This is a genomic window from Xanthobacter sp. ZOL 2024 (genome assembly GCF_052932325.1).
The window spans coordinates 550,853-574,296 of record NZ_CM128808.1 but is presented as its reverse complement, the minus strand read 5'-3'; the positions used below and the strand labels follow the sequence as shown (position 1 = coordinate 574,296).

The 23,444-nt window shown below is 70.1% G+C and carries 22 protein-coding genes; 14 read left to right on the top strand and 8 right to left on the bottom strand.

The window, feature by feature from the left end; genetic code table 11:
• Nucleotides 1–18 precede the first annotated feature (18 nt).
• Complete coding sequence (locus ACU4E7_RS02830; protein ID WP_447020578.1) at nucleotides 19–957, bottom strand: glucokinase; 939 nt, start codon at nucleotides 955–957, stop codon at nucleotides 19–21.
• Nucleotides 958–1,296: 339 nt separating this feature from the next.
• On the opposite strand from ACU4E7_RS02830, the gene ACU4E7_RS02825 reads away from it, so the two are divergent.
• The 3 genes from ACU4E7_RS02825 to ACU4E7_RS02815 all read left to right on the top strand — a co-directional run bounded on the left by ACU4E7_RS02825 (nucleotide 1,297) and on the right by ACU4E7_RS02815 (nucleotide 3,974).
• Nucleotides 1,297–2,019: a Tim44/TimA family putative adaptor protein gene (locus tag ACU4E7_RS02825; protein ID WP_447020577.1), complete on the top strand. Its 723-nt coding sequence runs from the start codon at nucleotides 1,297–1,299 to the stop codon at nucleotides 2,017–2,019.
• A gap of 225 nt (nucleotides 2,020–2,244) precedes the next feature.
• Nucleotides 2,245–3,402, top strand: a complete 1,158-nt coding sequence (gene mltA / locus ACU4E7_RS02820; RefSeq protein ID WP_447020576.1) for a murein transglycosylase A — start codon at nucleotides 2,245–2,247, stop codon at nucleotides 3,400–3,402.
• Nucleotides 3,399–3,974, top strand: coding sequence for a Smr/MutS family protein (locus tag ACU4E7_RS02815; RefSeq protein WP_447020575.1), 576 nt, complete (start codon nucleotides 3,399–3,401; stop codon nucleotides 3,972–3,974). Before mltA ends, ACU4E7_RS02815 begins: the two co-directional genes overlap by 4 nt.
• A gap of 81 nt (nucleotides 3,975–4,055) precedes the next feature.
• On the opposite strand, the gene pdeM is transcribed toward ACU4E7_RS02815, so the two are convergent.
• Complete coding sequence (pdeM, locus tag ACU4E7_RS02810; protein ID WP_447020574.1) at nucleotides 4,056–4,748, bottom strand: ligase-associated DNA damage response endonuclease PdeM; 693 nt, start codon at nucleotides 4,746–4,748, stop codon at nucleotides 4,056–4,058.
• A 716-nt stretch (nucleotides 4,749–5,464) separates the two neighbouring features.
• On the opposite strand from pdeM, the gene ACU4E7_RS02805 reads away from it, so the two are divergent.
• On the top strand, nucleotides 5,465–6,028 hold the full coding sequence (locus tag ACU4E7_RS02805) for a hypothetical protein (RefSeq protein WP_447020573.1): 564 nt from the start codon (nucleotides 5,465–5,467) through the stop codon (nucleotides 6,026–6,028).
• Nucleotides 6,029–6,052: 24 nt separating this feature from the next.
• On the opposite strand, the gene ACU4E7_RS02800 is transcribed toward ACU4E7_RS02805, so the two are convergent.
• Nucleotides 6,053–8,254: a primosomal protein N' gene (locus ACU4E7_RS02800; protein ID WP_447020572.1), complete on the bottom strand. Its 2,202-nt coding sequence runs from the start codon at nucleotides 8,252–8,254 to the stop codon at nucleotides 6,053–6,055.
• Between the two features lie 237 nt (nucleotides 8,255–8,491).
• Here ACU4E7_RS02800 and ACU4E7_RS02795 point away from each other — a divergent pair, with 237 nt between their 5' ends.
• The 9 genes from ACU4E7_RS02795 to ACU4E7_RS02755 all read left to right on the top strand — a co-directional run bounded on the left by ACU4E7_RS02795 (nucleotide 8,492) and on the right by ACU4E7_RS02755 (nucleotide 16,049).
• Nucleotides 8,492–9,121 carry a ferritin-like domain-containing protein gene (locus tag ACU4E7_RS02795; RefSeq protein WP_447020571.1) on the top strand — a complete coding sequence of 210 codons (630 nt, stop codon included), beginning with the start codon at nucleotides 8,492–8,494 and terminating at the stop codon, nucleotides 9,119–9,121.
• Nucleotides 9,122–9,205: 84 nt separating this feature from the next.
• Nucleotides 9,206–10,240, top strand: a complete 1,035-nt coding sequence (gene obgE, locus ACU4E7_RS02790) for a GTPase ObgE (RefSeq protein WP_238120567.1) — start codon at nucleotides 9,206–9,208, stop codon at nucleotides 10,238–10,240.
• Nucleotides 10,241–10,395: 155 nt separating this feature from the next.
• The gene (gene proB, locus ACU4E7_RS02785) at nucleotides 10,396–11,538 is read left to right on the top strand and encodes a glutamate 5-kinase (protein WP_238120568.1); all 1,143 of its coding nucleotides are present in this window, start codon (nucleotides 10,396–10,398) and stop codon (nucleotides 11,536–11,538) included.
• A 290-nt stretch (nucleotides 11,539–11,828) separates the two neighbouring features.
• Complete coding sequence (locus tag ACU4E7_RS02780) at nucleotides 11,829–13,070, top strand: glutamate-5-semialdehyde dehydrogenase (protein ID WP_447021578.1); 1,242 nt, start codon at nucleotides 11,829–11,831, stop codon at nucleotides 13,068–13,070.
• A gap of 17 nt (nucleotides 13,071–13,087) precedes the next feature.
• Nucleotides 13,088–13,750 carry a nicotinate-nucleotide adenylyltransferase gene (locus ACU4E7_RS02775; RefSeq protein WP_238120569.1) on the top strand — a complete coding sequence of 221 codons (663 nt, stop codon included), beginning with the start codon at nucleotides 13,088–13,090 and terminating at the stop codon, nucleotides 13,748–13,750.
• A gap of 165 nt (nucleotides 13,751–13,915) precedes the next feature.
• Nucleotides 13,916–14,296, top strand: a complete 381-nt coding sequence (gene rsfS / locus ACU4E7_RS02770; protein WP_238120570.1) for a ribosome silencing factor — start codon at nucleotides 13,916–13,918, stop codon at nucleotides 14,294–14,296.
• Between the two features lie 107 nt (nucleotides 14,297–14,403).
• Complete coding sequence (gene rlmH, locus ACU4E7_RS02765) at nucleotides 14,404–14,886, top strand: 23S rRNA (pseudouridine(1915)-N(3))-methyltransferase RlmH (RefSeq protein ID WP_238120571.1); 483 nt, start codon at nucleotides 14,404–14,406, stop codon at nucleotides 14,884–14,886.
• A 183-nt stretch (nucleotides 14,887–15,069) separates the two neighbouring features.
• On the top strand, nucleotides 15,070–15,195 hold the full coding sequence (gene ykgO, locus ACU4E7_RS02760) for a type B 50S ribosomal protein L36 (protein WP_238120572.1): 126 nt from the start codon (nucleotides 15,070–15,072) through the stop codon (nucleotides 15,193–15,195).
• A gap of 107 nt (nucleotides 15,196–15,302) precedes the next feature.
• A complete protein-coding gene (locus ACU4E7_RS02755) occupies nucleotides 15,303–16,049 on the top strand; it encodes a tetratricopeptide repeat protein (protein ID WP_447020570.1) in 747 nt (248 codons plus the stop codon).
• Between the two features lie 31 nt (nucleotides 16,050–16,080).
• On the opposite strand, the gene ACU4E7_RS02750 is transcribed toward ACU4E7_RS02755, so the two are convergent.
• The gene (locus ACU4E7_RS02750; protein ID WP_447021577.1) at nucleotides 16,081–16,572 is read right to left on the bottom strand and encodes a DUF1036 domain-containing protein; all 492 of its coding nucleotides are present in this window, start codon (nucleotides 16,570–16,572) and stop codon (nucleotides 16,081–16,083) included.
• A 130-nt stretch (nucleotides 16,573–16,702) separates the two neighbouring features.
• Nucleotides 16,703–17,710 carry a DMT family transporter gene (locus tag ACU4E7_RS02745; RefSeq protein ID WP_447020569.1) on the bottom strand — a complete coding sequence of 336 codons (1,008 nt, stop codon included), beginning with the start codon at nucleotides 17,708–17,710 and terminating at the stop codon, nucleotides 16,703–16,705.
• Nucleotides 17,711–17,843: 133 nt separating this feature from the next.
• Between ACU4E7_RS02745 and ACU4E7_RS02740 the strand changes: the two genes are divergently transcribed.
• Entirely contained in the window at nucleotides 17,844–18,107 is a 264-nt protein-coding gene (locus ACU4E7_RS02740) for a GapR family DNA-binding domain-containing protein (protein ID WP_238120576.1), read from the top strand.
• A 221-nt stretch (nucleotides 18,108–18,328) separates the two neighbouring features.
• On the opposite strand, the gene ACU4E7_RS02735 is transcribed toward ACU4E7_RS02740, so the two are convergent.
• The 3 genes from ACU4E7_RS02735 to ACU4E7_RS02725 all read right to left on the bottom strand — a co-directional run bounded on the left by ACU4E7_RS02735 (nucleotide 18,329) and on the right by ACU4E7_RS02725 (nucleotide 23,440).
• On the bottom strand, nucleotides 18,329–19,801 hold the full coding sequence (locus ACU4E7_RS02735; protein WP_447020568.1) for a DUF882 domain-containing protein: 1,473 nt from the start codon (nucleotides 19,799–19,801) through the stop codon (nucleotides 18,329–18,331).
• A 490-nt stretch (nucleotides 19,802–20,291) separates the two neighbouring features.
• Nucleotides 20,292–22,622 carry a L,D-transpeptidase family protein gene (locus ACU4E7_RS02730; protein ID WP_447020567.1) on the bottom strand — a complete coding sequence of 777 codons (2,331 nt, stop codon included), beginning with the start codon at nucleotides 22,620–22,622 and terminating at the stop codon, nucleotides 20,292–20,294.
• A gap of 98 nt (nucleotides 22,623–22,720) precedes the next feature.
• A complete protein-coding gene (locus ACU4E7_RS02725; protein ID WP_447020566.1) occupies nucleotides 22,721–23,440 on the bottom strand; it encodes a response regulator in 720 nt (239 codons plus the stop codon).
• Between the last annotated feature and the right edge of the window lie 4 nt (nucleotides 23,441–23,444).

Here is a 23,444-nt window from a genome sequence, read left to right as displayed (position 1 = left end):
GAGCCGGGCCGGCGGAGACTAGGCCCGCAGCAGCCGGCGGCCGACGCGCCCGGCGCCGATCAGGCCCGGGGCGGCATGGGTCACCACCTGCACGGGAATCTGTGCCAGCCGGTCGGCGAACGGGGGGTGCTCCTCGAAGGCGGTGCGGAATGGGCTGTCGGCGAACAGGGGGGCCATGGCGCGCCCCACCCCGCCGCCCACATAGACGCCGCCGAACGCCTGGAAGGTGAGCGCGAGGTCTCCCATGACCCGCCCCAGCACCCGCAGGAAGATGGCGCAGCTCTCCTTCTCGCAGAGCTGGCCCTGGGTGGCGGCCTTGATGATGGCGTGGGAGGAGAGCTGCTCTCCGGACAGGATCCGGTGCAGCCGCACCAGGCCGCCGCCGGACAGCACATGTTCCACCACCACCGGGCCGAGATCGCGCACCATGTGGGCGATCACCCGGGCCTCGTCGGTGGTGACGGCGCCGAACCGCATGTGACCGGCCTCGCTGGGCAGCACTTCATAGCCGTCGCCCTGGGGTTGCAGCAGGGCGGTGCCGAAGCCGGTGCCCGGGCCGCAGACGAGAATGGCCCGCCCCTTCATGGCGCGACCGACGCCGACGCTCTGCAGGTCATCGCGGCCGAGAGCGGGGATGGCGTGGGCGAAGGCGACGAAATCGTTCAGCACCTCCAGCCGCTCGAAGCCGAAGGCGGCGGCGAGGCCGGGCCGGGTGAAGCACCAGTCCCGGTTGGTGAGGCGCACCTCGTCGCCATCCACAGGCCCAGCCACCGCCAGCACCGCGGCCCGGGGCGCCTCGCCGCCGGTGGTCGACAGATAGGCGCTCAGCAACTCTTCGATGGAACCGTAGGAATCATTCGCCTCCAGGCGAATGTCGAAAGGCGCGCCATCGGCGCCGGCCCGCGCGATGCGCGTGACGGTGCCGCCGATGTCCGCAAGCAAGACGGTGGGAGCCATGGTTCGTCCGGTCAGGTGGGCCGGGGCAATCTAGGGGTGGAACGTTGAGAAAGGAAGAAAGGACACCCACGGCCTCGCCGGCGCGGCCGCAGTGCGGCGGGCGCGGAGCACAACTGCGCCGATGCATGACGGGCAGGTGGCGCGGGATCGTGACCTGCCGTAAGCTGGATCAGAAAATGTGCGGCAGGCGGTGGTGAGGGCTGGCGACAGGCCCCGTTCGACGTACATATGGCAGATGAGGCGCGGTCCGGATGCGGCGACATTCCGGCGGGCGCGCCTTTCCCGAGGCAACAGGCGCGGCGGCATGGGTCGCGGCGCCGCAAGGCATGGCGAAACGCAGTGCTCGATATCTATACGATCATCTTCCTGGCCCTGGCCGTATTCATCTTCGTGCGGCTGCGCAGCGTGCTGGGCCAGCGCACCGGCCGCGAACGCCCGCCGTATGATCCCTATTCCCGCGACACCGCCCGGCCGCCGCAGCCCACCGGTGACAATGTCGTGAGCTTGCCCGAGCGCAACACCACCACCCCGGGCGCTCCGCCAGCCGCCGAAGCGGAGGAGGAAGAGGCGCCCAAGTACCGCTGGGAGGGTGTCGCGCCGGAAGGCAGCGCCATGGCCGCCACCCTGGACGAGATCGCCCGCCAGGAGCCGGATTTCGATGCCAAGCATTTCCTGTCCGGCAGCAAGGCCGCCTATGAGATGATCGTCACCGCCTTCGCCAATGGGGACCGGCGGACCTTGAAGGATCTCCTCGCCAAGGAGGTCTACGACAGCTTTGTTGCCGCCATTGCCGATCGTGAGAGCCGGGGCGAGAGCATGGAGAGCCGTTTCGTGGCCATCTCCAAGGCCGAGCTGGAGAACGCGGTGATGGAGGGGCGGACCGCCCGGCTGACCGTGCATTTCGTGTCGCAGCTGGTGAGCGTGACGCGGGGCCGCGACGGCAGCGTGGTGGATGGCAGCCCCGATACGGTGGCCGACGTGACCGACGTGTGGACCTTCGCCCGCGATCTCGGCTCCCGCGACCCCAATTGGAAGCTGGTGCAGACCGGCACATCGGCCTAAGGGCATCCGTGTGAGGGGGCGCCGGTGGTGCGCGACCTGTCGCAAGGCCTGTTCCGCAGGGGCCCATGCTCCGAGAATGGGGCGTCCCCTCGCCGTTTGAGCTGCTGGCGGGCGGGCGGGCGGTGGCGCATGGCCGGCGCCACGCTTCTGCTGGCGCTGGGATTGAACGGCGCGATGCCGCACGCCGGGGCGGCCGCGTCCCGGCTGGAGCCGCCTGGAGCTGCCGTGCCCCCGCTCACCCTGCTGCCCCCGCTCACTCTGCTGCCGCCGCCGGTCCTTCCCGGTGCCGATCTCGCGCCGCTGGACTTCGCCGCGGTGCCGGGCTGGGCGGACGACGACCTGGCCGCGGCCTTCCTGACCTTCCGCGACAGCTGCGCGGCCCTGCGTCCCGGCGCCGGGTCGAATGCGTCCCCTGGTCTGCGCGCAGGCCTGCGCCACGCCTGTGCGGCGGCTGCGGCGCTGGGCGTGGCGGCGCCCACCGGGCGTGTGGCGCGGCTGTTCTTCGAGGCCAATTTCCAGCCCTATGAGGTGCGTCCGGACGGCCGCCAGGGGGGCTTCTTCACGGGCTATTACGAACCCGAGGTGGAAGGGGCGCTGCGCCCCGGCGCTGGCTTCGACGTGCCGGTCTACGCCCGGCCCGACGACCTGGTGATGGCCGCCGGGCCCACCGCCAACGGCGGCGCGGCGTGGCGGCAGGATGGGGTGCGCCCGGTGCCCTATTACGATCGTGCCGAGATCGAGGATGGCGCTCTCGCCGGGCGCGGCCTGGAGATCGTCTATCTGCGGGATCCCATCGACCTGTTCTTCATGCAGATCCAGGGCTCCGCCCGGGTGCGGCTGCCGGATGGGACGGTGCTGCGGCTCAATTACGATGGCTACAATGGCTTTCCCTATACCCCGGTCGGCCGGCTGCTGATCGCCCGCGGGCTGGTGCCCAAAGACGAGATGTCCATGGATCGCATCCGCGCCTTCATGGAGCAGGATCCCGAGGCGGGCCGGCTGCTGCGGCGGGAAAACCGCGCCTTCGTCTTCTTCAAGGCCGTGCCCCTGTCCGGCGCCGAAGGTCCCCTGGGCGCGCAGGGCCTGCCACTGACCGCCGGGCGCTCGCTCGCGGTGGACCGCAGGCTGCATGTCTATGGCACGCCGGTGTTCGTGGCCGCCGACCTGCCGCTGACCGGCCCCGGCGTGCTGGAGCCGTTCCGGCGGCTGATGATCGCGCAGGATACGGGATCGGCCATCGTCGGCCCGGCCCGGGCGGATCTCTATCTGGGGGCCGGCCCGGAGGCGGGGGCGGTGGCCGGCCGGCTGCGCCATCCCGGCCGCTTCATCATGCTGGCACCGCGCTTTGCGGCCGATGACAGGCAGGAGCCGAAAGCACCATGAGCCGGCGTCCCCGCCGCCGCATTCTGAGCGCCGAGGAGCGGGCGCTGTGGGCGCATGTGGTGCAGGCCGTGACACCGCTGCGCCCGGCCCCCGCCGCGGAGCCGGGCCCGCCGGCCGAGGGGCCGTTGTCGTCGCTCGCGGAACCGCCGCCGCCACGGGAGGCCCAGGCCGCGCCGCTGCGTCCGGCGGCGCGGCCAAAGGCCGCGTTACCGCTGGCGCCGCTGGATCCCAAGGCCCGGCGACGCCTCGGGCGGGGGGCGGAGGTGGATGCCCGCCTCGATCTGCACGGCCTGACCCAGGCCGCCGCCCACCACCGCCTGCGCCTGTTCCTGAAAGATGCGCAGGCGCTCGGCCATGCGGTGGTGCTGGTGATCACCGGCAAGGGCGATCCGGAGCGGCTGGGCGCCGCGCCGTTCGGTGAAGGGCGCGGCGTGCTGCGCCGGGCGGTGCCGCTGTGGCTGGCGGAGCCGGATCTGCGCGCGGTAGTGCTGGGCTTCGAGGCCGCCAGCCGCCGGCATGGCGGGGAGGGCGCCCTCTACGTGCGCATCCGCCGCCGGCGCGGGGCCCTTTAGGGGCCGGTCACGCCGAGACGCGCCTTCAAGGCCGATGGACCGCGATGGCGCTGCGGTGCGTCGCCGGCGCGCGCCAGGGGGCTATCGCAGCCGGGAGGCGGGCATGCGGAAGGTGCGGCCCTCGCCCAGCAGATGCACCTCGAAATCGTCCGCTGCGAACAGGTCGGCAATGGCCGGCATCCGCACGTCGAGGCCGCCGGTGAAGGCGCCGAAGGCGGGCAGGATCAGGCGCGCGCCATTGGTGACGAAACAGCGCCGCCGCACGCTGCCGCCTCGCACGCCGACGCGGGCGGCGGGGTGCAGGTGCCCGCAGACTTCCCCCACGGCCGGTCCCGGGCTGGGCTCGTGCCGCAGCTGCAGCGGGCCGAGCGCGAGGGTGTCCACGCACAGGCCGCCCAGACCATGGGGGGCGGGATCATGATTGCCGGCAATCCAGATCAGATCGCAGCCGCAGGCGAGCTGGCGGAGGGTGTCGCGGGCCGCGGACGCCAGCCGTTCATCCGCCCAGCGGTCGTGCAGGCTGTCGCCCAGGGCCACCACCGCGCGGGGCCGGTGCTGCTCCACCAGCCGGGTGAGGCGGGCGAGGGTTTCGGCGGTGTCGAACGGCGGCAGCATCTGGCCGCGCCGGGCGAAGGCCGAGGCCTTCTCCAGATGCATGTCGGCCACCACCAGCAGCCGCTCCTCCACCCACAGCGCCGCCCCCAAAGGGTCGAGCACCAGCTCCGCGCCGGCAAGAGCGATGGTGGTGACAGGCGATTCGGCAGCGGCGAGCATGGGCGGATTGTGCATGGGCGAGCGGTGCAGGGACAGTGCGGCGGGGCGGGGAATGAGTGTAACGGATACAGCGATTGTCGCTTGCCGGATTAGTCGCGTTCGATGCAGCCCATCCGGGATGTGAAGGGAGGTAGAAATAAATTACAATTTATGAGGTTATTTAAGTCATAAACAATCTAAGGTTATGGTCATGGCTACGGAGAGTGGTAAGCCCGGCGGGCCATCGCACGCGCAGCAGGCAATTATGGAGTCGATGGGGCCACGGCCGGCGCCGGAATCCCTCGGTGGGAAGCCGAAGCCTGCGCACACCAAGCCCGCGGGCGCATCAGATTCGCCTAAGCCGGCGGAGTCTCCTCCCGGTCCGAAGTCGGGTGGTGGCTAGAGGGTGAGCTTTTCGCCGGTCCAGGTCTGCGCGCTGCTCCGATGAGGAGCCTTGGTGCGAAGCGCGTGGGGCCGGTTGCTGTGTCCGGTCGTTTTTCCGTTTTGTGGCAGGTGGCCTTTTCGGCAGGGGATGGAAACATGGCGGATCGCGACGATAAGAGGCCCGGTCGCCCGGAGGCGCGGCCTATCGCGGGTCGATTGTGGCCGGAGAAGAGTTCGCCGGCGATCAGCCATTGCGGTCCGCGGCCCATGCCGAAGTCCTTGGTGAAGGAGAAGTCAGAACAGGAAAAAGAGCTCCCGCCGCCGCCCGGGTCCGATCCGGAGCAAGACAAGACATGAGCGATCTGAAAACCCGTGAGGGGCTTCGCTTCCATGCGCTTCGGAACGCGCTCTATCACACCGCTCGGCGTCGCTGGCTCGAGGCGGCCAATCGCATCGTAACGTTCCTGATCATTCTCCTGGGCACCGCCGCGGCAGCCAATGCGAGCCGGATCCTGGGAGACTCTGCTGCCGATGTTTGGCTCGGTGTCGCAACCGCCGCTCTGGGCGCCATTCAACTGGTGTTTGATTTTGGGGGGCGGGCGCGAACTCACCAAGTCTTGCAGCAGAAATACTACGATATCCTCGCGCGGGTCGAGGCTATGGCGGCAGATGATCAGAAAGAAATCTGTCAATTGTCTGGCGACATGGTGCGGATTTATGCAGACGAGCCACCGATTGCGGATGTTCCGGATGCGGTTGCCTATAATGCCGCTGCAAAGGCTCTCGGTTCCTCCGACGAGGAGTGCTTCAAGATCAGCAAATGGACGCGGATTGCGGCAACGCTTTTCCCCTTCTTTCCGTTTCGTCTCAGAACCCACAGCGAGATCGCCAAGGACTGCGCAAAGGCCCATGGCTGAGTGCGCCTGATGGCGCTTCGGCCCTCACAGGAAGCTCTGCGGGTCCACGTCGATCACCACCTTGATGTTGCCGGTGGGCTTGGGGGCCAGCGCGCGCCATTCGCGCAGATAGGCGGAAAGGTCGGTGCCGCGGGGCGAGCGCACCAGCAGGCGCCAGCGGTGGCGGGCGCGCAGCACCGCCAGCGGCGCTTCCGCCGGGCCGAGGATGCGCACATCGGGCCGGATCGGCGCGCAGGCGATGAGGCGTCGGGCGAAGCCCTCCGCCACATGGGCTTCGCTGGCGGAGACGATGAGCCCCGCCATGCGGCCGAACGGCGGCAATTGGGCGCCCTCCCGGGCGGCGATCTCGCTGTCGTAGAAGGCTTCGCGGTCGCCGGTGACCAGCGCCTTCATCACCGGATGCTCGGGCATGTGGGTTTGGATGAAGCCGCGCCCCTCGGTCTTGCCGCGTCCGGCGCGGCCGGCCACCTGGTGCACCAGTTGGAAGGTGCGCTCGGCGGCGCGCGGATCGCCCTGGCCGAGGCCGACGTCCGCATCCACCACCCCCACCAGGGCAAGACCCGGGAAATTGTGGCCCTTGGCCACCAATTGGGTGCCCACCACCACATCCACCTCGCCCTTCGCTACCGCATCGAGCTCGGCGCGCATGCGCTCCACCCCGCCCAACAGGTCGGAGGAGAGCACCAGGCTGCGGGCCGTGGGAAACAGCGCCTGAACCTCCTCCTGCAGCCGTTCCACGCCGGGGCCCACCGCCACCAGGCTGTCTTTGGCGCCGCACTTGGGGCATTCCTCCGGCACCGGCGCCTGATAGCCGCAATGGTGGCAGGTAAGGCGGCGGCGGAAGCGGTGCTCCACCAGCCAGGCGGTGCAGGAGGGGCAGCGCATGCGGTGACCGCAGGCGTTGCACAGGGTCAGTGGGGCATAGCCGCGCCGGTTGAGGAACAACAGCGCCTGTCCGCCCGCCTCCAGGGTGGTGTTGATCTCTTGTTCCAGCCGCGGGGCGATCCAGCGCCCGCGCGGCGGGCCTTCCCGCCGCAGGTCGATGGGGGTGAGGCCGGGCACCTTGGCGCCGCCGAACCGCACCGGCAGGGCGAGCCGGCTATAGCGGCCGCGCCGGGCGTTCACCTCGGTCTCGATGGAGGGGGTGGCGGAGGCGAGCACGATGGGGGTGGCGCACAGGCGCGCCCGCACCACCGCCATGTCGCGGGCGTGGTAGCACACCCCGTCATCCTGCTTGTAGGCGGGGTCGTGCTCCTCATCCACCACCATCAGGCCGAGGTTCTGGAACGGCAGGAACAGGGCCGAGCGGGCCCCCGCCACCACTTTCACCTCGCCGGAGGCGACGCCGTTCAGGATTTTCGCCCGCCGGCGCGCCGAGACGCCGGAATGCCATTCCGCCGGCTTCACCCCGAAACGGGAGGTGAAGCGATCCAGAAACGCCTGGGTGAGGGCGATTTCCGGCAGCAGGATCAAGGCTTGCCGCCCGTCCCGCACCGCCTGGGCCACCGCCTCGAAATAGACTTCCGTCTTGCCCGAGCCGGTGACGCCATCCAGCAGGAACACCTTGAAGGCATGGGCCGCCACCGCCGCCTTCAGGGTCTCGGCCGCGGCGCCCTGCACCTCGGAGAGGGGCATGGTGGCATGGTCCGGGTCCGGCGGATAGGCCGCCGGTTCCGGTGGCAGCACCAGGGATTCCAGGGCGCCGTCGTCGATCAGCCCATCCACCACGGACGGCGACACGCCGGCCTCCCGCGCCGCCTCGCTCTTGCCGCGGATGAAGCCGTCGGAGACGAAGGCGAGCAGACGGGCGCGGGCGGCGGTCATGCGCTCGGGGGTGCGGCCGGTGGCGCGCACCCCCACCCGCTCCCGACCCGGGCCGGGGCTTTCCCCGTGGCGCAGGGCCATGCGCAGCACCATGCCGCGCGGGGCGAGGGTGTAATCGGCCATCCAGTCGATGAGCTTCAGGAGATCCGGCGGCAGCGGCGCATAATCGAGCCGGGTCTTCACCGCCTTCAGCTTCCTGACGTCGAGGGGCTTGCTTTCCGCCGCCGGATCGCGTGGCCACACGCAGCCCATCACGCTCTTGGTGCCGAGGGGCACGTTCACGAGATCCCCCGGATGGAGGCGCATGCCCTCGGGCCGGAGGTAGGAATAGGGGGTGTCCAGGCCGAGCGGCAGCAGGACATCGACGGTGGGCAGGGCCGGCGGCGGGAAGGGCGGCGACATGCCGGTGTTTTGGGCCGGCCGGCGGCAAAGGTCAAAGGGCGGGGTGATCGCGAGCGGCCCGCGGGCGATGGCGCCACGGCGGGTTGCCACGTCGTGGCCGTCCCCGGTGACGCCAGCGCCGCCCCATGCCACGCCTCATGCCCCGCCCCATGCCCCGCGCCGGGGCCCATTGAGCGATGATGAATCGCAATGCGGCTGGTGGTGTGGAGCGGTAGACGTAAGGGAAGGAGCGACATCATGAGCAATCCCGACGCCCGCCTGCTGGCGGCCCGCCGCATCGACCCCAACGATCCCCGCCCGCCTCTCGTGCAGGCCCTGCGCATCGGCCTTTATGACGAATGGCATGCGCTGGCGGTTTATGACGCGGTGATCCGCCGGTTCGGCCCGGTTCGGCCGTTCGCCAATATCGTCCATTCCGAAGCGGCCCATGCCCAGGCGCTGCAGCGCCTGTGCGCGCGCCATGGGGTGCCCTTGCCGGTCAACGACTGGGCGGGGAAGGTGGTGTTGCCCGCTACCCTTGCCGAATGCTGCGCCGCCGGCGTCGCCGACGAGATCGAAAATGTGGCCATGTATGAGAACTTCCTCTCGTACCCCATGCCGGCGGATGCGGTGGCGGTCTTCAACGCTCTGAAAACCGCTTCTGGTGAGCGCCATCTGCCCGCCTTCCAGCGCTGCCTTGCCCGCCGCGGCGCGGGCGGCGGCCGGGGCCGGGGGCAGCCCTTCGCGGCCGCGACGCCGGGCCGGGACCGCCCGGCGTCGGGCGCGCCGTCATCCGGCGTGCCGGTGGCTCTGGCGCTGGCAGGGGTCGTGGCGCTGGGGCTTGGAGCGCTGTCGCTGCTCGCCGGGCGACACCGCCGCGGCGCCTGAGGCGATGGGGTGCCTGGTTCCGCCGGGCCCCGTTCTTTGGGTGTCCCCCTTGCGTTCCTTCAAGCGCCCGTCTACCTCCTGGCCATGAAATTCCTCGATCAAGCCAAGGTCTATGTGCGCTCGGGCGACGGCGGTGCCGGCTGCGTCTCGTTTCGGCGCGAGAAGTTCATCGAATTCGGTGGCCCCGACGGCGGCGACGGCGGCCGCGGTGGCGACGTGTGGATCGAGTGCGTCGACGGCCTCAACACCCTGATCGATTATCGCTACCAGCAGCATTTCAAGGCCAAGAAGGGCGATCACGGCAAGGGCGCCAACCGCACCGGCGCCAGGGGCGCCGATATTGTGCTGAAGGTGCCGGCTGGCACCCAGATCCTCGATGAGGACGAGGAGACGGTACTCGCCGACCTCACCGAGGTGGGCCAGAAGATCAAGCTGCTGGAAGGCGGCAACGGCGGCTTCGGCAACGCCCAGTTCAAGACCTCCACCAATCAGGCCCCGCGCCGCGCCAATCCCGGCCTCGAGGGCCAGGAGCGGTGGATCTGGCTGCGCCTGAAGCTGATCGCCGACGCCGGCCTGGTGGGCCTGCCCAATGCGGGCAAATCCACCTTTCTCGCCGCCACCACGGCGGCCAAGCCGAAGATCGCCGATTATCCCTTCACCACCCTGCATCCTGGCCTCGGCGTGGTGCGGGTGGACGGGCGCGAGTTCGTGCTCGCCGACATCCCCGGCCTCATCGAAGGGGCGCATGAAGGGGTGGGCATCGGCGACCGGTTCCTCGGCCATGTGGAGCGCTGCCGCGCCCTTTTGCATCTGGTGGATGGCACCAGCGAGCATGCCGGCAAGGCCTATAAGACCGTGCGTGCCGAGCTCGCCGCGTATGGCAACGGACTCGATGAAAAGCCGGAGATCGTCGCCTTGTCCAAGGTGGACGCGCTCTCGCCCGAACTGCTGAAGCAGCAGAAGGAGCGGCTGAAGCGCGCCGCCAAGAAGACGCCGCTGCTGCTCTCCGCCCAGTCGGGCCAGGGGGTGCAGGAGGCGCTGCGGGCCCTGCTCGGCATCGTCGAAGAGGCACGGGTGGAGGAGAAGGAAGAAGAGCCACGGCCCGAATGGCGGCCGTGAGGCTCTGGTCTCGGCCCGCGCGCCGGGCTTGAATTCCGGCGATGGCATGGCCTATGCCGTCGCCCGGGCGCATGCCGCGCCTTTCCCGTTTGGGGACGCTTCCTCCCGCATTTCGGGCCCGGTGCCCGGATCGCGCATTCTCGGTCTTTGAACCCATGACCTCCCTGGTCCCCGCCAATCCGCCCGCCCTCACCGACTTCCACCGCATCGTCATCAAGGTGGGGTCCGCCCTCTTGGTGGATCGCGACCGGGGCCGGGTGCGGCTGCCGTGGCTGGTGTCTCTGGTGGAGGATATCGGCACCCTGCACCGGCGCGGCTGCGACGTGATGGTGGTGTCGTCCGGCGCCATCGCCTTGGGGCGCACGGTGCTGCATCTGCCGGCCGGGCCGCTGAAGCTGGAGGACAGCCAGGCCGCCGCCGCGGTGGGCCAGATCGCCCTCGCCCGCACCTGGGCCGAGGCCCTCGGCCATGAGGACATCAACGCCGGCCAGGTGCTGCTGACCCTGGGCGACACCGAGGAGCGCCGCCGCTACCTCAACGCCCGCTCCACCCTGGCGCGGCTGATGGACCTCAAAGCGGTGCCGATCATCAACGAGAACGACACGGTGGCCACCTCCGAAATCCGCTATGGCGACAATGATCGCCTCGCGGCCCGGGTCGCCACCATGGCCAGCGCCGATCTGCTGGTGCTGCTTTCCGATATCGACGGCCTCTATACCGCCCCGCCGGCCAAGGACCCTAACGCCGCCCATATTCCGGTGGTGCCGCGCATCACCGCCGAGATCGAGGCCATGGCCGGGGCGGCGGGCTCGGAACTGTCGCGCGGCGGCATGCGTACCAAGGTCGAGGCGGGCAAGATCGCCACCGCCGCCGGCACCCACATGGTGATCGCCTCCGGCCATGTGAAGAATCCGCTCCGCCGCATCCGCGAGGGCGGGCGCTGCACCTGGTTCCTCACCTCCGCCAATCCCGTGCGGGCGCGCAAGAGCTGGATCGCCGGCGCCCTGGAGCCCCATGGCACCCTCTATCTGGACGAGGGCGCGGTGGCGGCCCTGCGCCGCGGCGCCAGCCTGCTGCCGGCGGGGGTGAAGCGGGTGGAGGGGGAATTCCAGCGCGGCGATGCGGTGCTGCTGCGCGGGCCCGATGGGGCCGAGGTGGGCCGGGGGCTGGTGGCCTATGATTCCCACGACGCGGGTCGCATCATGGGCCGGCCCACCGCCGAGATCGAGGCGCTGCTGGGCATCACCGGGCGCTCGGAAATGGTGCATCGGGACGACATGGCGCTCGGCGTGGAGTGAGCGCGCGCATCACACCCGAGCCTTATAGCCGCGCGTCACAGCCGCGCGATCACGTCTCGAATTCCTCTCAACGGCACCATATTAACGCTTCTCGACCGAGCATCTGTCGTATTTCCCCAGGAGCGTGCTAAAGAACACGCTCTGTTGCCTCTCTCGGGCCACACTTCACAGGGCCGGGGGCGGTGTCGTTCCTGATCGTGAGTTTCGCCATGGCTATCGCCTCTGCCGCCCGCCTGACCGTTCCCGCTGCCGCGGAGCGCGCGGTGCCGCCGGCCGATCTCGCCGCGGCCATGCTGGCCATGGGCAAGCGGGCGCGCGCCGCCGCGCGTGTTCTCGCCCTCGCTGATGCGGACACCAAGACCAACGCGCTGAAAGCCGCCGCCGACGCGGTGCGGGCAGCGACCGCCGACATTCTCGCCGCCAACGCGCGGGATGTGGCCCGCGCCCAGGCGGAAGGGGTGAGCGGCTCGTTCCTCGATCGGCTCTCCCTCACCCCTGCGCGCATCGAGGCCATGGCCGAGGGCATCGAGGCGGTGGCGGGCCTGGCCGATCCCGTCGGCAAGGTGACCGAGCGCTGGGAACGGCCCAACGGCATGCTCATCGAGCGGGTGCGCACGCCGCTGGGGGTGATCGGGGTGATCTATGAAAGCCGGCCCAATGTGACCGCCGATGCCGCCGCGCTCTGCCTGCGCTCCGGCAATGCGGTGATCCTGCGCGGCGGCTCCGACAGCCTGGCCTCCTCGGGGGCCATCCATCGGGCGTTTGTCGCTGGCCTTGCGTCCGCGGGCCTGCCGGCCGATACGGTGCAGTTCGTCGACACCTCCGATCGGGCGGCGGTGGGCCTCATGCTCGGCGGCCTGGAGGGCACGGTCGACGTGATCGTGCCGCGTGGCGGCAAGAGCCTGGTGGCCCGGGTGCAGAGCGATGCGCGGGTGCCGGTGTTCTCCCATCTGGACGGCATCGTCCATGTGTTCATCGACAAGGCGGCCGACCTCGACATGGCCAAGACCGTGGTGCTGAACGCCAAGATGCGCCGCACCGGTATCTGCGGCGCCGCCGAGACGCTGCTGGTGGACAAGGCGGTGGCAGCCACGCACCTCAAGCCGCTGGTGGAGATGCTGATCGACGCCGGCTGCGAGATTCGCGGCGATGCCGCCGTGCAGGCGGTGGACGGCCGGGTGCTACCGGCCAAGGATGCGGATTGGGATACGGAATATCTCGACGCGATCCTGGCGGTGAAGGTGGTGGACGGGCTCGATGAGGCCATCCAGCACATTGAGCAGCACGGCTCGCACCACACCGACTGCATCGTCACCCAGGACCAGGCGGCGGCCGACCGCTTCCTGGCGGAGGTGGATTCGGCCATTGTCCTGCACAATGCCTCCACCCAGTTCGCCGATGGCGGCGAGTTCGGCTTCGGCGCCGAGATCGGCATTGCCACCGGGCGCATGCATGCCCGCGGGCCGGTGGGGGCGGAGCAATTGACCTCCTTCAAGTATCGCATCCACGGTTCGGGCCAGACACGCCCGTGAGCTGCGAAGGGGCCCACGTGGCGCGTCTCTCCTCCGTCCTTCCCGTGGTGAGCGCGCGCGACGCGCGACGGATTCCGCTGGCCGCCCCCGGCCTGCGGGTCGGCCTGTTCGGCGGCAGCTTCAACCCCGCCCATGCCGCCCACCGGGCCGCCAGCCTTCTGGCCATGAACCGGTTGCGGCTGGATCGGGTGTGGTGGCTGGTTACGCCCGGCAACCCGCTGAAGAACAACAAGGATCTCCCCACTCTGGAAGAGCGGGTGGCGTTCACCCGGCGGCTCGCGCACCATCCGCGAATCGATGTGACCGGGTGCGAGGACGCCCTCGGGGTGCGCTACACCTATGAGACCGTCAAAACACTCACCTCGCGCATGCCGCAGGTGCGGTTCGTGTGGATCATGGGCGCCGACAATCTGGTGCAGTTCAACCGCTGGCAGCGCTGGCGGGGCATTGTAGATCTGGTGCCGTTCGCGGTGGTCGACCGGCTCGGCAACAGCCTGACGGCCACCGCCTCGCCGGCCGCCCAGGCGCTGGAGCGCTACCGCATCAATGAAGCGGATGCCGCCCATCTGGCAGACCTCAAGCCCCCCGCCTGGGTGTTTCTGCACGGGCTGAAATCCTCATTGTCTTCAACGGGAATCCGCGCCGCACGGGCCCGCCTCGATGCGATGCACAAGGGCTGAGCCCCACCGGACCCTTGAAAATTCGTTGAATTTGCTACATTCTGATGCTCGCGCCCCCGGCAATTGGCCGGCCGCGCCTGCAACTCGAGAGGATATGGACCCCTGTCCACGATGGCTTCGGCCCACACGGCTCCGGCCCCTGCGGCACTTCTGGCAACCGACCAGATGACGGCTGACCAGACGACCCCGCCCGCCACGATCTCCAAGCCGCTGCCTGAGGCGGAGGAGATCCTCACCCTCGTCAAGGCCCAGCTGGACGACGACAAGTCCGAGGACATCGTCTCCATCGACCTGCGCGGCAAGACCTCCATCGCCGATTTCATGGTGATCGCCTCCGGCCGCTCCCAGCGGCATGTGGGCGCCATCGCCGAGCACCTCATCGAGGCGCTCAAGGCGGCGGGGATCAAGCACGTGCGCGTCGAAGGCCAGCCCGCCTGCGACTGGGTGCTGATCGACGCCAATGACGTCATCATCCACGTGTTCCAGCCCGAAGTCCGCGCCTTCTACAACATCGAGAAGATGTGGTCGGGAACGCCGCGGTCCTGATCGCGGTCTTGATCGTGATGGCACATGGCTCGGGCTCGCGGCTTCACGCGCCCCCGGCGCGTGGTCCTCTGCGGGCGGCGCCGCGCGCAGCTGGGAGTTGAGGCTTCATGCGCCTCATTCTGGCCTGTGTGGGCCGGCTGAAGGCCGGTGCCGAGCGCGATCTGGTGGCGCGCTATGTGGAACGCGCCCGCGCCGCCGGGCGCGCCCTTGGCTTCACCGCCGTCGACATGCACGAAATCTCCGAATCCTCGGCCCGACGGGCCGAGGATCGCATGGCGGAGGAGGGGGCCGCGCTGCTGGCGGCGATTCCCGCCGGCGCCGTGCTGGTGGCGCTCGATCCCCGGGGCCGCAATCTCACCAGCGAGGACATCTCCGCCCGCCTCGGCGCGTGGCGTGACGGCGGCCGCCCGGCGGTGGCGCTGGTGATTGGCGGTGCCGATGGACTCAGCCCCCAGGTTCGGGACAAGGCGGAGGTGCTGCTGGCCTTCGGCGCGGCCACCTTTCCCCATCAATTGGTACGGGTGATGCTGGCCGAGCAGGTCTATCGGGCTGTCACGATTCTGGCCGGCCACCCCTATCATCGCGCCTGAGCGGTGATCGGGCCACGGCGATTTTGCTCGCAAGGCCAGCACCAGAGCGGCTTTGAGGGGTGCAATTGGGCCCGCTCCATTGACATCCGCGTCGCCGCCTTCTATCACGCCGGCTCCATTCAACAACCAAGTGTCGACGAGCCGCGCGGCACGCGCGCCGCGGTCGGCCCGAAGGCGAGTGTCATGAAGATCCGTAATTCCCTGAAGTCGCTGCTCACCCGTCACCGGGACAACCGCCTGGTGCGCCGCAAGGGCCGCGTCTACATCATCAACAAGACCCAGAAGCGCTACAAGGCCCGCCAGGGCTGAGCCTGCGCTGCCGACGTTCCGGCGCCATCGCCGGAACGTGATGGCGATCGCGGCCGCCGCGCCGCGACGCTGTTGACGCCGCCCCATTGGCGGCGGACACTTGCGTCATGAGTGCATCGACGCCGTCCCGCTCCCGCCGCTCCGGCGAACGCTTCGCCTTTTGCCCCGCTCCTGGCGGGCGGCTCCTGCGGCTGTTTCAGGCGGCGGCGCTCGGTCTGGTCCTTGGCGTGGCCAGTCTTGTTTCCCCAGCTCTCACCCAATCGCGCGGTGATCGCGCGCCGCAGGCCGGTGACGCACCGGAGGCGGGGCCGGCGGATACGCCCGCCAACGCCGCCGAGACCCGGCGGGGTGGTCCAGCTGCCCCCAAGGATCGCCGGACGCAGCTCGAAGGTCTGTTTGCCGCCCTGAAGGCGGCGCCCGACGCGCGCAGCGCGCAGGCCATCGCCAGCCGGCTGGATCAGATCTTCAACAGCAATGACAGCACGGCCATCGACATCCTGATGGCACGCGCCACGGTGGCGCAGCAGGCCAAGCAGCCTGATCTCGCGCTGAAGATCCTCGGCCAGGTGCTGGAGATCGCGCCCGATGACCTGGGCGCCCGAACCAAGCGGGTCACCATCTATTACCAGCGCGATGATTATGGCGCGGCCCTGGCGGACATCCGCGAGGTGCTGGCGCGGGAGCCCCGTCATTTCGAGATGCTGTATGGGCTGGCGCTGATTCTGCGCGATCTCGGCGAGGAACCGCGGGCGCTGACGGCGGTGCGGCAGGCGCTGGCGCTCAATCCCCATCTGGAAGGGGCCAAGGACATGGAAGCGCAATTGACGCTGACCGTGGAAGGCCGCCCCATCTGAACGCGGCCCGTCTCAAATCGGTGACGCGGCCTCAGCGGTCGCGGACCCCGGCGGGAGCCAGCGGCGGCAGGGGCGCGTGCGCCTGGGCCGGCACCTTCATCAGGTGATTGTCGGTGAGCTGCACGGTCCAGGATTTCTGCTCCTGGGTATCCACCTCGAAAAAGCCGGTGCGCTCGAAGCCGCGGGCCAGGCAATCCTCGGCGCCGCGAATGGTGAATTCCTTTTCCCGCGTGCACATGTGGGCCTTGCCGGCCCATTCGCCGCCCTGGTCGTAATCGACGGCGTAGAGATAGTAGAAGCGCGCCACCAGGTCGCCGCGCAGCAGGGTCTCGCAGCTGTTGGCGGCCACGTTCCACCAGCCCTCGGTGGTCCAGCCATCACCATCCTTGTAGCCCACCGAGACGCCGACGCGACTCTGCGTGCGGTTGCACAGGCGGAAGTCCGCATGGGCCAGCGACGGCAGCAGGATGAGGCTGCAGGCCAGCGCAGCGCCGAGCCAGCCGCGAGAAGGCCGCGACAGCAGCGCACACTTGCGTGGCGCACACTTGCGTGGCGCACACGTGCACCGATGCGGGCTGGAGGAGGGGCGGCCCGTCACGGGCGCGACACGGGGGAACATAAGTCGGGCTGTGTGCCTGTCATGGGGGGTGGCGTCAATGCCTTCCGATGCGCGTATCCGGGGGCGAGGGTGTCTTGTCGCTGGTGATCGGGGCAGGAGCGAGGCACGTGGCTCCGTCCTGGTCGGGGGTATCATGGTCGCGTGCATCATGGTGGCGTGCTTTGCGGTGCGCCGCGCGTGGGCGCGCCACCATCAGCCCCAGGAGGATGACGCCGCCGCCCAGCACCTGGAGCGCCGACAGGGGTTCGGAGAGGAAGAGCCAGCCCAGCAGGGCGGCAGAGACCACCTCCAGGAAGAACACCAGGGCTCCGAACACCGGCGGCACCGCCGCGAGGCCGATGGCCATCAGGCCCTGCCCGGCCACCTGGCTGACCAGCGCGAGCGCCACCAGGGCGGCGAGCCCGGCCGCCGAGGCAGGCAGCAGCCGGGGCTCCAGCGCCAGCGCGACGCCGCCGAGCACCACGGTGGTGGTGGCGGTGGATATCAGCATGATGGCGGCGGCCCCGCGGGACAGCCGGGCCCGGCGCACGGCCAGGAAATAGCCGGCAAAGAACATGGCGGTGACCAGGCCGGCGGTATCGCCGGGCAGGTGATGGGGATCGAACCGCGCGCTCTGGCCCACCAGCACCAGCGCCCCGGCCAGGCACAGGCCGAGGCCGAGCCACACCGCCCGCCGCGGCCGCTCCCCCAGGGCCAGCACCGCGAACAGGGTCACCCACACCGGCGACGTGGTGGCGAGCACGGTGGCGTTGGCGACGCTGGTGCCGAGGATGGCGAGATGCCAGCAGATGAGATCGCCGGCGAAGAACAGGCCGGAGATCACCGACATGCGATCGAGCCGGAAGCGGGCGGTGGTGGCCGGCCGGGGGGTGAGCGCGGCCCAGGCGGCGAGCACCGGCAAGGCCAGCGCGACCCGCCAGAAGGCGCTGGCGAAGGGGCCCACATCCGCCTGCCGCACGAACAGCACGGAGGCGCCCATGGCGAAGGCGCCGAGGGCGAGGGCGCAGATGCCGGCGACAAGGCCGGGGGAGGCGGCTTTCATGGGGACCTTTGGCTCTGCCGATCGCCGGCGGCCGCCTGCAGCGGCGGGAGCGTGGAAAGTGGGGATGGTTCCTTGACGCGGACCGGACAGCTGGCCTCTATCATCCGCGGATCAGAATGAGGAGACCTGCCAGGTGGCGGAAGACGTCTCGGATGCCCCTGCGGGCTTCGCCAAGGAACAGCTCAAGTCCTTCATCGAGCGCATTGAGCGCCTCGAGGAGGAGAAGAAGGCCATCGCCGACGACATCAAGGATGTGTTCGCCGAGGCCAAGGCCAATGGCTTCGATGTGAAGGCCCTGCGCACCATCCTGAAGCTGCGCAAGGAAGACGCCGACGAGCGCAAGGAGCACGACGCCATCGTCGAGCTGTATTGCCAGGCGCTCGGCATCTTCATGTGAGGACCCCGCGGCGCGGCTGATCTCCGGGTCATCCCCGCCGTGACCATGTCGCGCGGCGGGGCTAAGCGCTCCGGCGGCGAGCCAGTTCAGAGAACACGAACCCGGTGGCGCGGTCTTGCGCCGCCGGGTTCGCGCTTGAGCGTCCGCGTGTGGGCGGTCGTCCTTGCGCGCGTCGCGCGGGAAGGCGCCCCGCCAGCGGCGCGCGGCTCCCCGCCTGAGGCTCACATGCGCTGGCTGAGGGCGACGGTGGGGGCGCGGAACACGTAGGTGGTCAGGTCGGCGACGGCCGCCCCGTTGAAGCCCGGCTTGGCGAAGAAGGCGGGATCGCGGGAGAAGGAGACCGCCAGCGCCGCCTGTGGCGCCGTGACGAAGGCGGTGAACACCCGCAGCTCCGGCGGCCTCAGATAAAGCTCCGTGGAGAGGCTGGGCGAGAGGAACAGCCGGCCGAAGGCGATGGCCTGGGGCACCGGGGCGCGCTCGCGGGGGCGCCGGGCGGCCGGCGCGGCGCTGGCGACGGCGGTGCCGGCGCTGTGGGGCGGCGGGCCGAAAATGTCGCCCATGGCGGCATAGCCCAGCGCCTGCGGAGCCTCTTCCTGGGTGCCGCGGGTGATGACCGCCGGCAGTGGCGCGGCGGCGAGGCGGGCGGAGACCGGGCGGCCCGGTGCGTCGTTGGGGCGGCGCTGCGGCAGCGGCGCGGTGAGCGCGGCGCTGGCCATCTGCTGGGTGGCGATGGCGCCGCGGGCCACTTCCGCCGGGCGCAGCTGCGGCAGCGGCGTGGGATCGGCGACCGCACGGGCGGTCTGGGTGGGACGATCGGCGGCACGGGGTTTGGCGTCGTCACGCGCGGTGCTGCCGGCATCGGCCACGGTGGTGCCGTTCTCCTCGTCGTCGGCGTCGTCCTTTTTGCCGAAGAAGCCGGAGAAGAAGTTCTTTACGCCCTTGCCGCTGTCGGCGGAGGCCACCACCACGTCGCCATCAGAGCCGCGGGCGCGGATCTCGGCCAGGGCGGTGGCATAGCCGGAGAGGGGCTTGCCATCGGTGGGCACATGCACGGTCTTGCCGTCCGGGAAGACCCGCACCAGTTGTTCGCGGGTCATGCGCGGCCAGTGGCGCACGCTGCCGGTATCCATGTGGACGAAGGGCGAGCCCGAGGTGGGGTAGAAGCCGACGCCGCCCCGCTGCAGCCGCAGGCCGGCGGCGCGCAGATCGGCGAGGGGGACGCCCGGAATATAGAAATCCATGGCCTTGCCCAGCATATGCTGGGAGAATTTCGCCACGCCCCGGCTGCGCGAGCGCAGCATGGAATTGGTTTCCGGCGAGCGGTAGGCGCTGACGATCTGGATCGGCGCGCGGGCGTTGTTCTCGCGATAGACCTCCCAGACCACATCGAACAGATGGGGGTCCATCTTGGTTTCTTTGTCGTTGCGCCAGTCCCGCAGAAAGCGGTTGAGCTGCGCCAGCACCGCCGGATCGTAGCGGCCATCCCTCTTGAAGGTGAAGGTGGCGCTTTCGCCGCGGTGGGTGTGGTGCAGGGTCAGGGTGCGGGTATCGCCATTGGCGATGGCCGTCTGGAGCGAAGTGCTGCCGCAGGCCAGCAGAGTGGCGCCGATGGAGGCGACACGCAGCAGGCGGAAGCCGTCGCGGAGCGGGCGGCGGACGGGACGGGAGGAGATCGACAATTTGGTCCTGGCCACTGTCGCGAACCCGAGGCTCTGGTTTGGGAGGTGCCGCGGCGAACCGCGACACGAGGCTAACGGAGTCTTGCCGGGTTCGGTTAAGGGTGAGTTGACACCCCGCTCCCCCAACGCATGCCCGTTCCGGGCAGCACCTTCTCACCATCACTCACGTCGCCGTGACTAGCGGTCGAGTATGGCGAAAACGTGCTTCGTGCTGTCCTGGGGCTGTGTCGGGAAAGCTATACGCAAGGTTTGGTGAATCGAAACTTGGTGGGAGATCTGCGGCATTCAGTCACAGAATGCGGCGGGTGTGGGAAAGTCTTGGCCCCGCCGCCGTCGCGCGCAGGCTGATCCGGACCCTGCTTCAAGTCCTGGTTATAGAACCGCATTCTGAGTGGGCTCTCGGGCTTGTCGAAGGCGCTGCGTCCGGCCACATTCTGGTGGAATCCCGGCGGGGCATGCCGCCGCCAGGATGTCGCGGCCGGGAGCGTGCCCGGCTTGTGGCGAATCAGCGCCGGCTTGTGGTGGCGCCGTCGGCGAGGCGGCGCTTGCCGTCCAGCCCCAGGCGCGCCTCAACGGCGGCATCGAGGCCATAGAGGTCCTCGCGCAGCTCGAGCTTGCCGGAGGGGCCCACCACGGCGGTGAAATACACCACGTGGACCGGAATGCGCCGCTTCAAGGTGACGTAGCGTTCGCTGCCGCCGAACATCTTGCCGATGCGGGCCGCGCTCCAGGTCTCGCCCGGCATGCCGATGTTGAACAGCACCTCGCCGAACTCCAGCGGGTCCTGCACCCGCATGCAGCCGTGGCTGTAGGCGCGCCGCTCGTTGGCGAACAGGCTCCGCGACGGCGTGTCGTGCAGGTAGACCGAGTGGTCGTTGGGGAACATGAACTTGATGCGGCCGAGCGCGTTGTTGCTGCCCGGAACCTGGCGGAATGAATAGCCCCCCGAACCGCTGCGGGTCACCTGGATACCGCGCCGGCTGAGCGCCGAGGGATCGGAGCGCAGCAGCGGCATCATCTCGTTGCGGGCGATGGAGGGGGGGATGTTCCAGGCGGGATTGACCACCGCATAACGCATGTCCTGCGACAGCAGCGGCGTCGGCGTGTCCGGCTTGCCCACCACGATCCGCGTCTCGTGGATCACCTCGTCCCCCTCATGGATGCGGGCCATGTATTCGGGGATGTTGACCATCACATAATAGGCGCCGAGATCGCGCGGCAGCCAGCGCCAGCGTTCCATATTGGCCAGAATGCGGTCACGGGCGCCGGCGCCGGTGGCATCCACGCCCCGGTTCAGGGCGCTGAGGGTGCCGGAGCCCACCACACCGTCTGGCGAGAGGTTCAGGCTCGCCTGAAAATCCTTCACCGCGGTCACCAGGTCCGGATCATAGGTCAGGTCGCCGGGAATGGCGGCAAGCCCCAGCCGCGCCCGCAGCAGCGGCACACGGGGATCGACGCCGCCAGGCTTCAGCAGGCTGCCCCGGGGAATCGCCACCTGGGTCGGCGGGCGCGGCGCGCCGATGGTGGCGAGCTTGGCCTTCAGGGCCTTGTAGCCGGCGTGGGGCGGGTTGAACGCGGCCAGCGCCGCATTGGCATCGGCCGCGTCCGCCAGGGTCGCGAGAATGGCGGCCGGCTCGGGAATGTCGCGGGTGGGCGTGATCATGCCCGAGATCCGGCTCGGCTCGAAGCGGCCGGCCTGGGCATGGCGCGCATAGGTCAGCGCGGCCAGCGCCAGCCGCAGCTCGGCGTCGGCCAGGGCGGTGGCATCGGCACCTTTGGCGAGGCGGGCCACCTCATAGTCGTTGGGGTCGAGGCCGTCTTCGCCGGCCGCCGCGAGGCGGGCGAGCACGGCCCGGCCGCGGCTGTTCCAGCCGGTGTTGTCCACGAACAGCGGTGCGTCCTGTCGGGCGCCGTAGAAGGCAGTGAGCGCCTCCTGCTCCTTCTTGTTGGAGGTGACGCGCTGCGGGTCCGCCAGGGCCAGAGCGAGGGCCGCCGCCACCGGATCGGCCGGCACCGCCGGCTGCGCCATCCCGGTGGCTGGTGCGCCGGTGGACGGCTGAGCGGATGGCGTGGCGGTGTTGATGGCCGGCGCGGCGGAGGCGGGCACGGATGGCGCATGGGCGCCGGGAGCCGGCGCTGCGGGCGCAGCCTGGATGGTGGCGCTCGGATTGGGCGTCGAGGGCGTGGCCTGGGCGCTGGTGGACGGCGCCGGCGCTGCGGGCGCAGCCTGGACGGCGGCCTCTGGATTGGGCGCCGAGAGCGTCGTCTGGGCGCTGCCGGTCGGCGCCGGCGCTGCGGGCGCCGCCTGGACAGTGGCGCTGGGCTTGGGCGCCGTTGGCGCGGTCTGGACAGTGGCGCTCGGGGCAGGCGCATGCGGCGCAGAAGCGGCGACGGGCAGGGGCTCGCCATTGCCGGCACTGTCGATGCCGCCGCGCACGGCGGAGGCGGCGGCCTGCCGGGCTGGCGGCGGCGTCACGGCGGGTGTCGTCACGACAGGTGTTGTGGCTGCGGGGGGCGTCGCCGCGGGCGTCACGGTCGCCGCAGCAGGGACGGCCGGCGTCCGGTTCGGCAGGGCCTGGCGGGTGGCGGGCACGGGATCGCCGGTGCCCATGCCGGCATCGTCGGTGACCGGCGGCGCCATGCGCGGCCCTTCGAGCAGGCTTCGGGCGTTGGCGGCGGCCGGCGACATGCCGGTGGTCGGCGCGTTGGATTGGGCGGCGGCAGGAAGCCCCCACAGGGCGAGGGCGAGACTGATGGCGCTCACCCCGAGGCCGCGCACGGCCGTCGGGTGCGGCGCGCAGGGCGCAGCGGTCTGCGGCGTTTCGGCGATCCCCATGGTCCTCTCCTGATCTCGTCCCCGTCTGGTGTGGTGCCGTTCCTGGGCGCGTGGATCAATTCACAAGCGCGAGCAGGGCCGGGCTTTGTCGGCCATTGTCACTCTGCAGCAACAAATTGCGGCGCGGCGCGTTCCGCTGGGGCCAACGAAAGGTCGTCGTCGATGGCGAGGTCGCCGAGCCGGGCCAGCTTGCGATAGAGGGTGGAGCGGCCGATGCCGAGCCGGCGCGCCACTTCGGTGAGCCGTCCGCCATAGCGGCTGCAGGCGAGGCGGATGGCCGCTTCCTCCAGCGCCTCCAGGGGGCGCACGTGGCCGCTGGCGTCGATCCAGCGCGGATCCGCATCGGCGGGGTCTGCGGCGGCCGCGTCCCATGCCGCGCCGGTGGCGGGCGCCGCGGCGAGGCGGGGGGCCAGGGGAATGATGTTGTCGCGGGCGGCCAGCGCCGCTTCCGCCCGGCCCAGGGCCGCCGCATTGGCCAGCGCCACCTGCAGGCGCAAGGCGCCGGCCGGCTTCACCACGAAATCGCGGGCCCCGGCGCGCAGGGCGGATTGGGCGGCGTCGATGCCCTCGGCGCGCACGGCGACCACCACCGGCGCGGTCAGGCCGCGGGCCTTCATGGCGCCGAGCACGCCCATGCCATCGAGTTCCGGCAGCACCAGATCGAGCAGCACCACGTCGAACCGGGTGCGCGCGAGCTGCGCCAGAGCGGCGTCGCCATCACAGGCGTGGATGCAGTCATACCCCAGTTGGGTGACCACCGATTCGAGGCGGCACGCTTCGAGCGCATCGTCTTCAACCAGCAACAGCAAGGGTTTCATGGGA

What these genes read in the sequence shown, in the direction of transcription:
- ACU4E7_RS02830 (WP_447020578.1), bottom strand. Translation starts at nt 957, where the DNA reads ATGGCTCCCACCGTCTTGCTTGCGGACATCGGCGGCACCGTCACGCGC.
- ACU4E7_RS02815 (WP_447020575.1), top strand. Translation starts at nt 3,399, where the DNA reads ATGAGCCGGCGTCCCCGCCGCCGCATTCTGAGCGCCGAGGAGCGGGCG.
- pdeM (WP_447020574.1), bottom strand. Translation starts at nt 4,748, where the DNA reads ATGCTCGCCGCTGCCGAATCGCCTGTCACCACCATCGCTCTTGCCGGC.
- ACU4E7_RS02805 (WP_447020573.1), top strand. Translation starts at nt 5,465, where the DNA reads ATGAGCGATCTGAAAACCCGTGAGGGGCTTCGCTTCCATGCGCTTCGG.
- ACU4E7_RS02800 (WP_447020572.1), bottom strand. Translation starts at nt 8,254, where the DNA reads ATGTCGCCGCCCTTCCCGCCGCCGGCCCTGCCCACCGTCGATGTCCTG.
- ACU4E7_RS02795 (WP_447020571.1), top strand. Translation starts at nt 8,492, where the DNA reads ATGAGCAATCCCGACGCCCGCCTGCTGGCGGCCCGCCGCATCGACCCC.
- obgE (WP_238120567.1), top strand. Translation starts at nt 9,206, where the DNA reads ATGAAATTCCTCGATCAAGCCAAGGTCTATGTGCGCTCGGGCGACGGC.
- proB (WP_238120568.1), top strand. Translation starts at nt 10,396, where the DNA reads ATGACCTCCCTGGTCCCCGCCAATCCGCCCGCCCTCACCGACTTCCAC.
- ACU4E7_RS02780 (WP_447021578.1), top strand. Translation starts at nt 11,829, where the DNA reads ATGCTGGCCATGGGCAAGCGGGCGCGCGCCGCCGCGCGTGTTCTCGCC.
- rsfS (WP_238120570.1), top strand. Translation starts at nt 13,916, where the DNA reads ATGACGGCTGACCAGACGACCCCGCCCGCCACGATCTCCAAGCCGCTG.
- rlmH (WP_238120571.1), top strand. Translation starts at nt 14,404, where the DNA reads ATGCGCCTCATTCTGGCCTGTGTGGGCCGGCTGAAGGCCGGTGCCGAG.
- ykgO (WP_238120572.1), top strand. Translation starts at nt 15,070, where the DNA reads ATGAAGATCCGTAATTCCCTGAAGTCGCTGCTCACCCGTCACCGGGAC.
- ACU4E7_RS02755 (WP_447020570.1), top strand. Translation starts at nt 15,303, where the DNA reads ATGAGTGCATCGACGCCGTCCCGCTCCCGCCGCTCCGGCGAACGCTTC.
- ACU4E7_RS02745 (WP_447020569.1), bottom strand. Translation starts at nt 17,710, where the DNA reads ATGAAAGCCGCCTCCCCCGGCCTTGTCGCCGGCATCTGCGCCCTCGCC.
- ACU4E7_RS02730 (WP_447020567.1), bottom strand. Translation starts at nt 22,622, where the DNA reads ATGGGGATCGCCGAAACGCCGCAGACCGCTGCGCCCTGCGCGCCGCAC.
- ACU4E7_RS02725 (WP_447020566.1), bottom strand. Translation starts at nt 23,440, where the DNA reads ATGAAACCCTTGCTGTTGCTGGTTGAAGACGATGCGCTCGAAGCGTGC.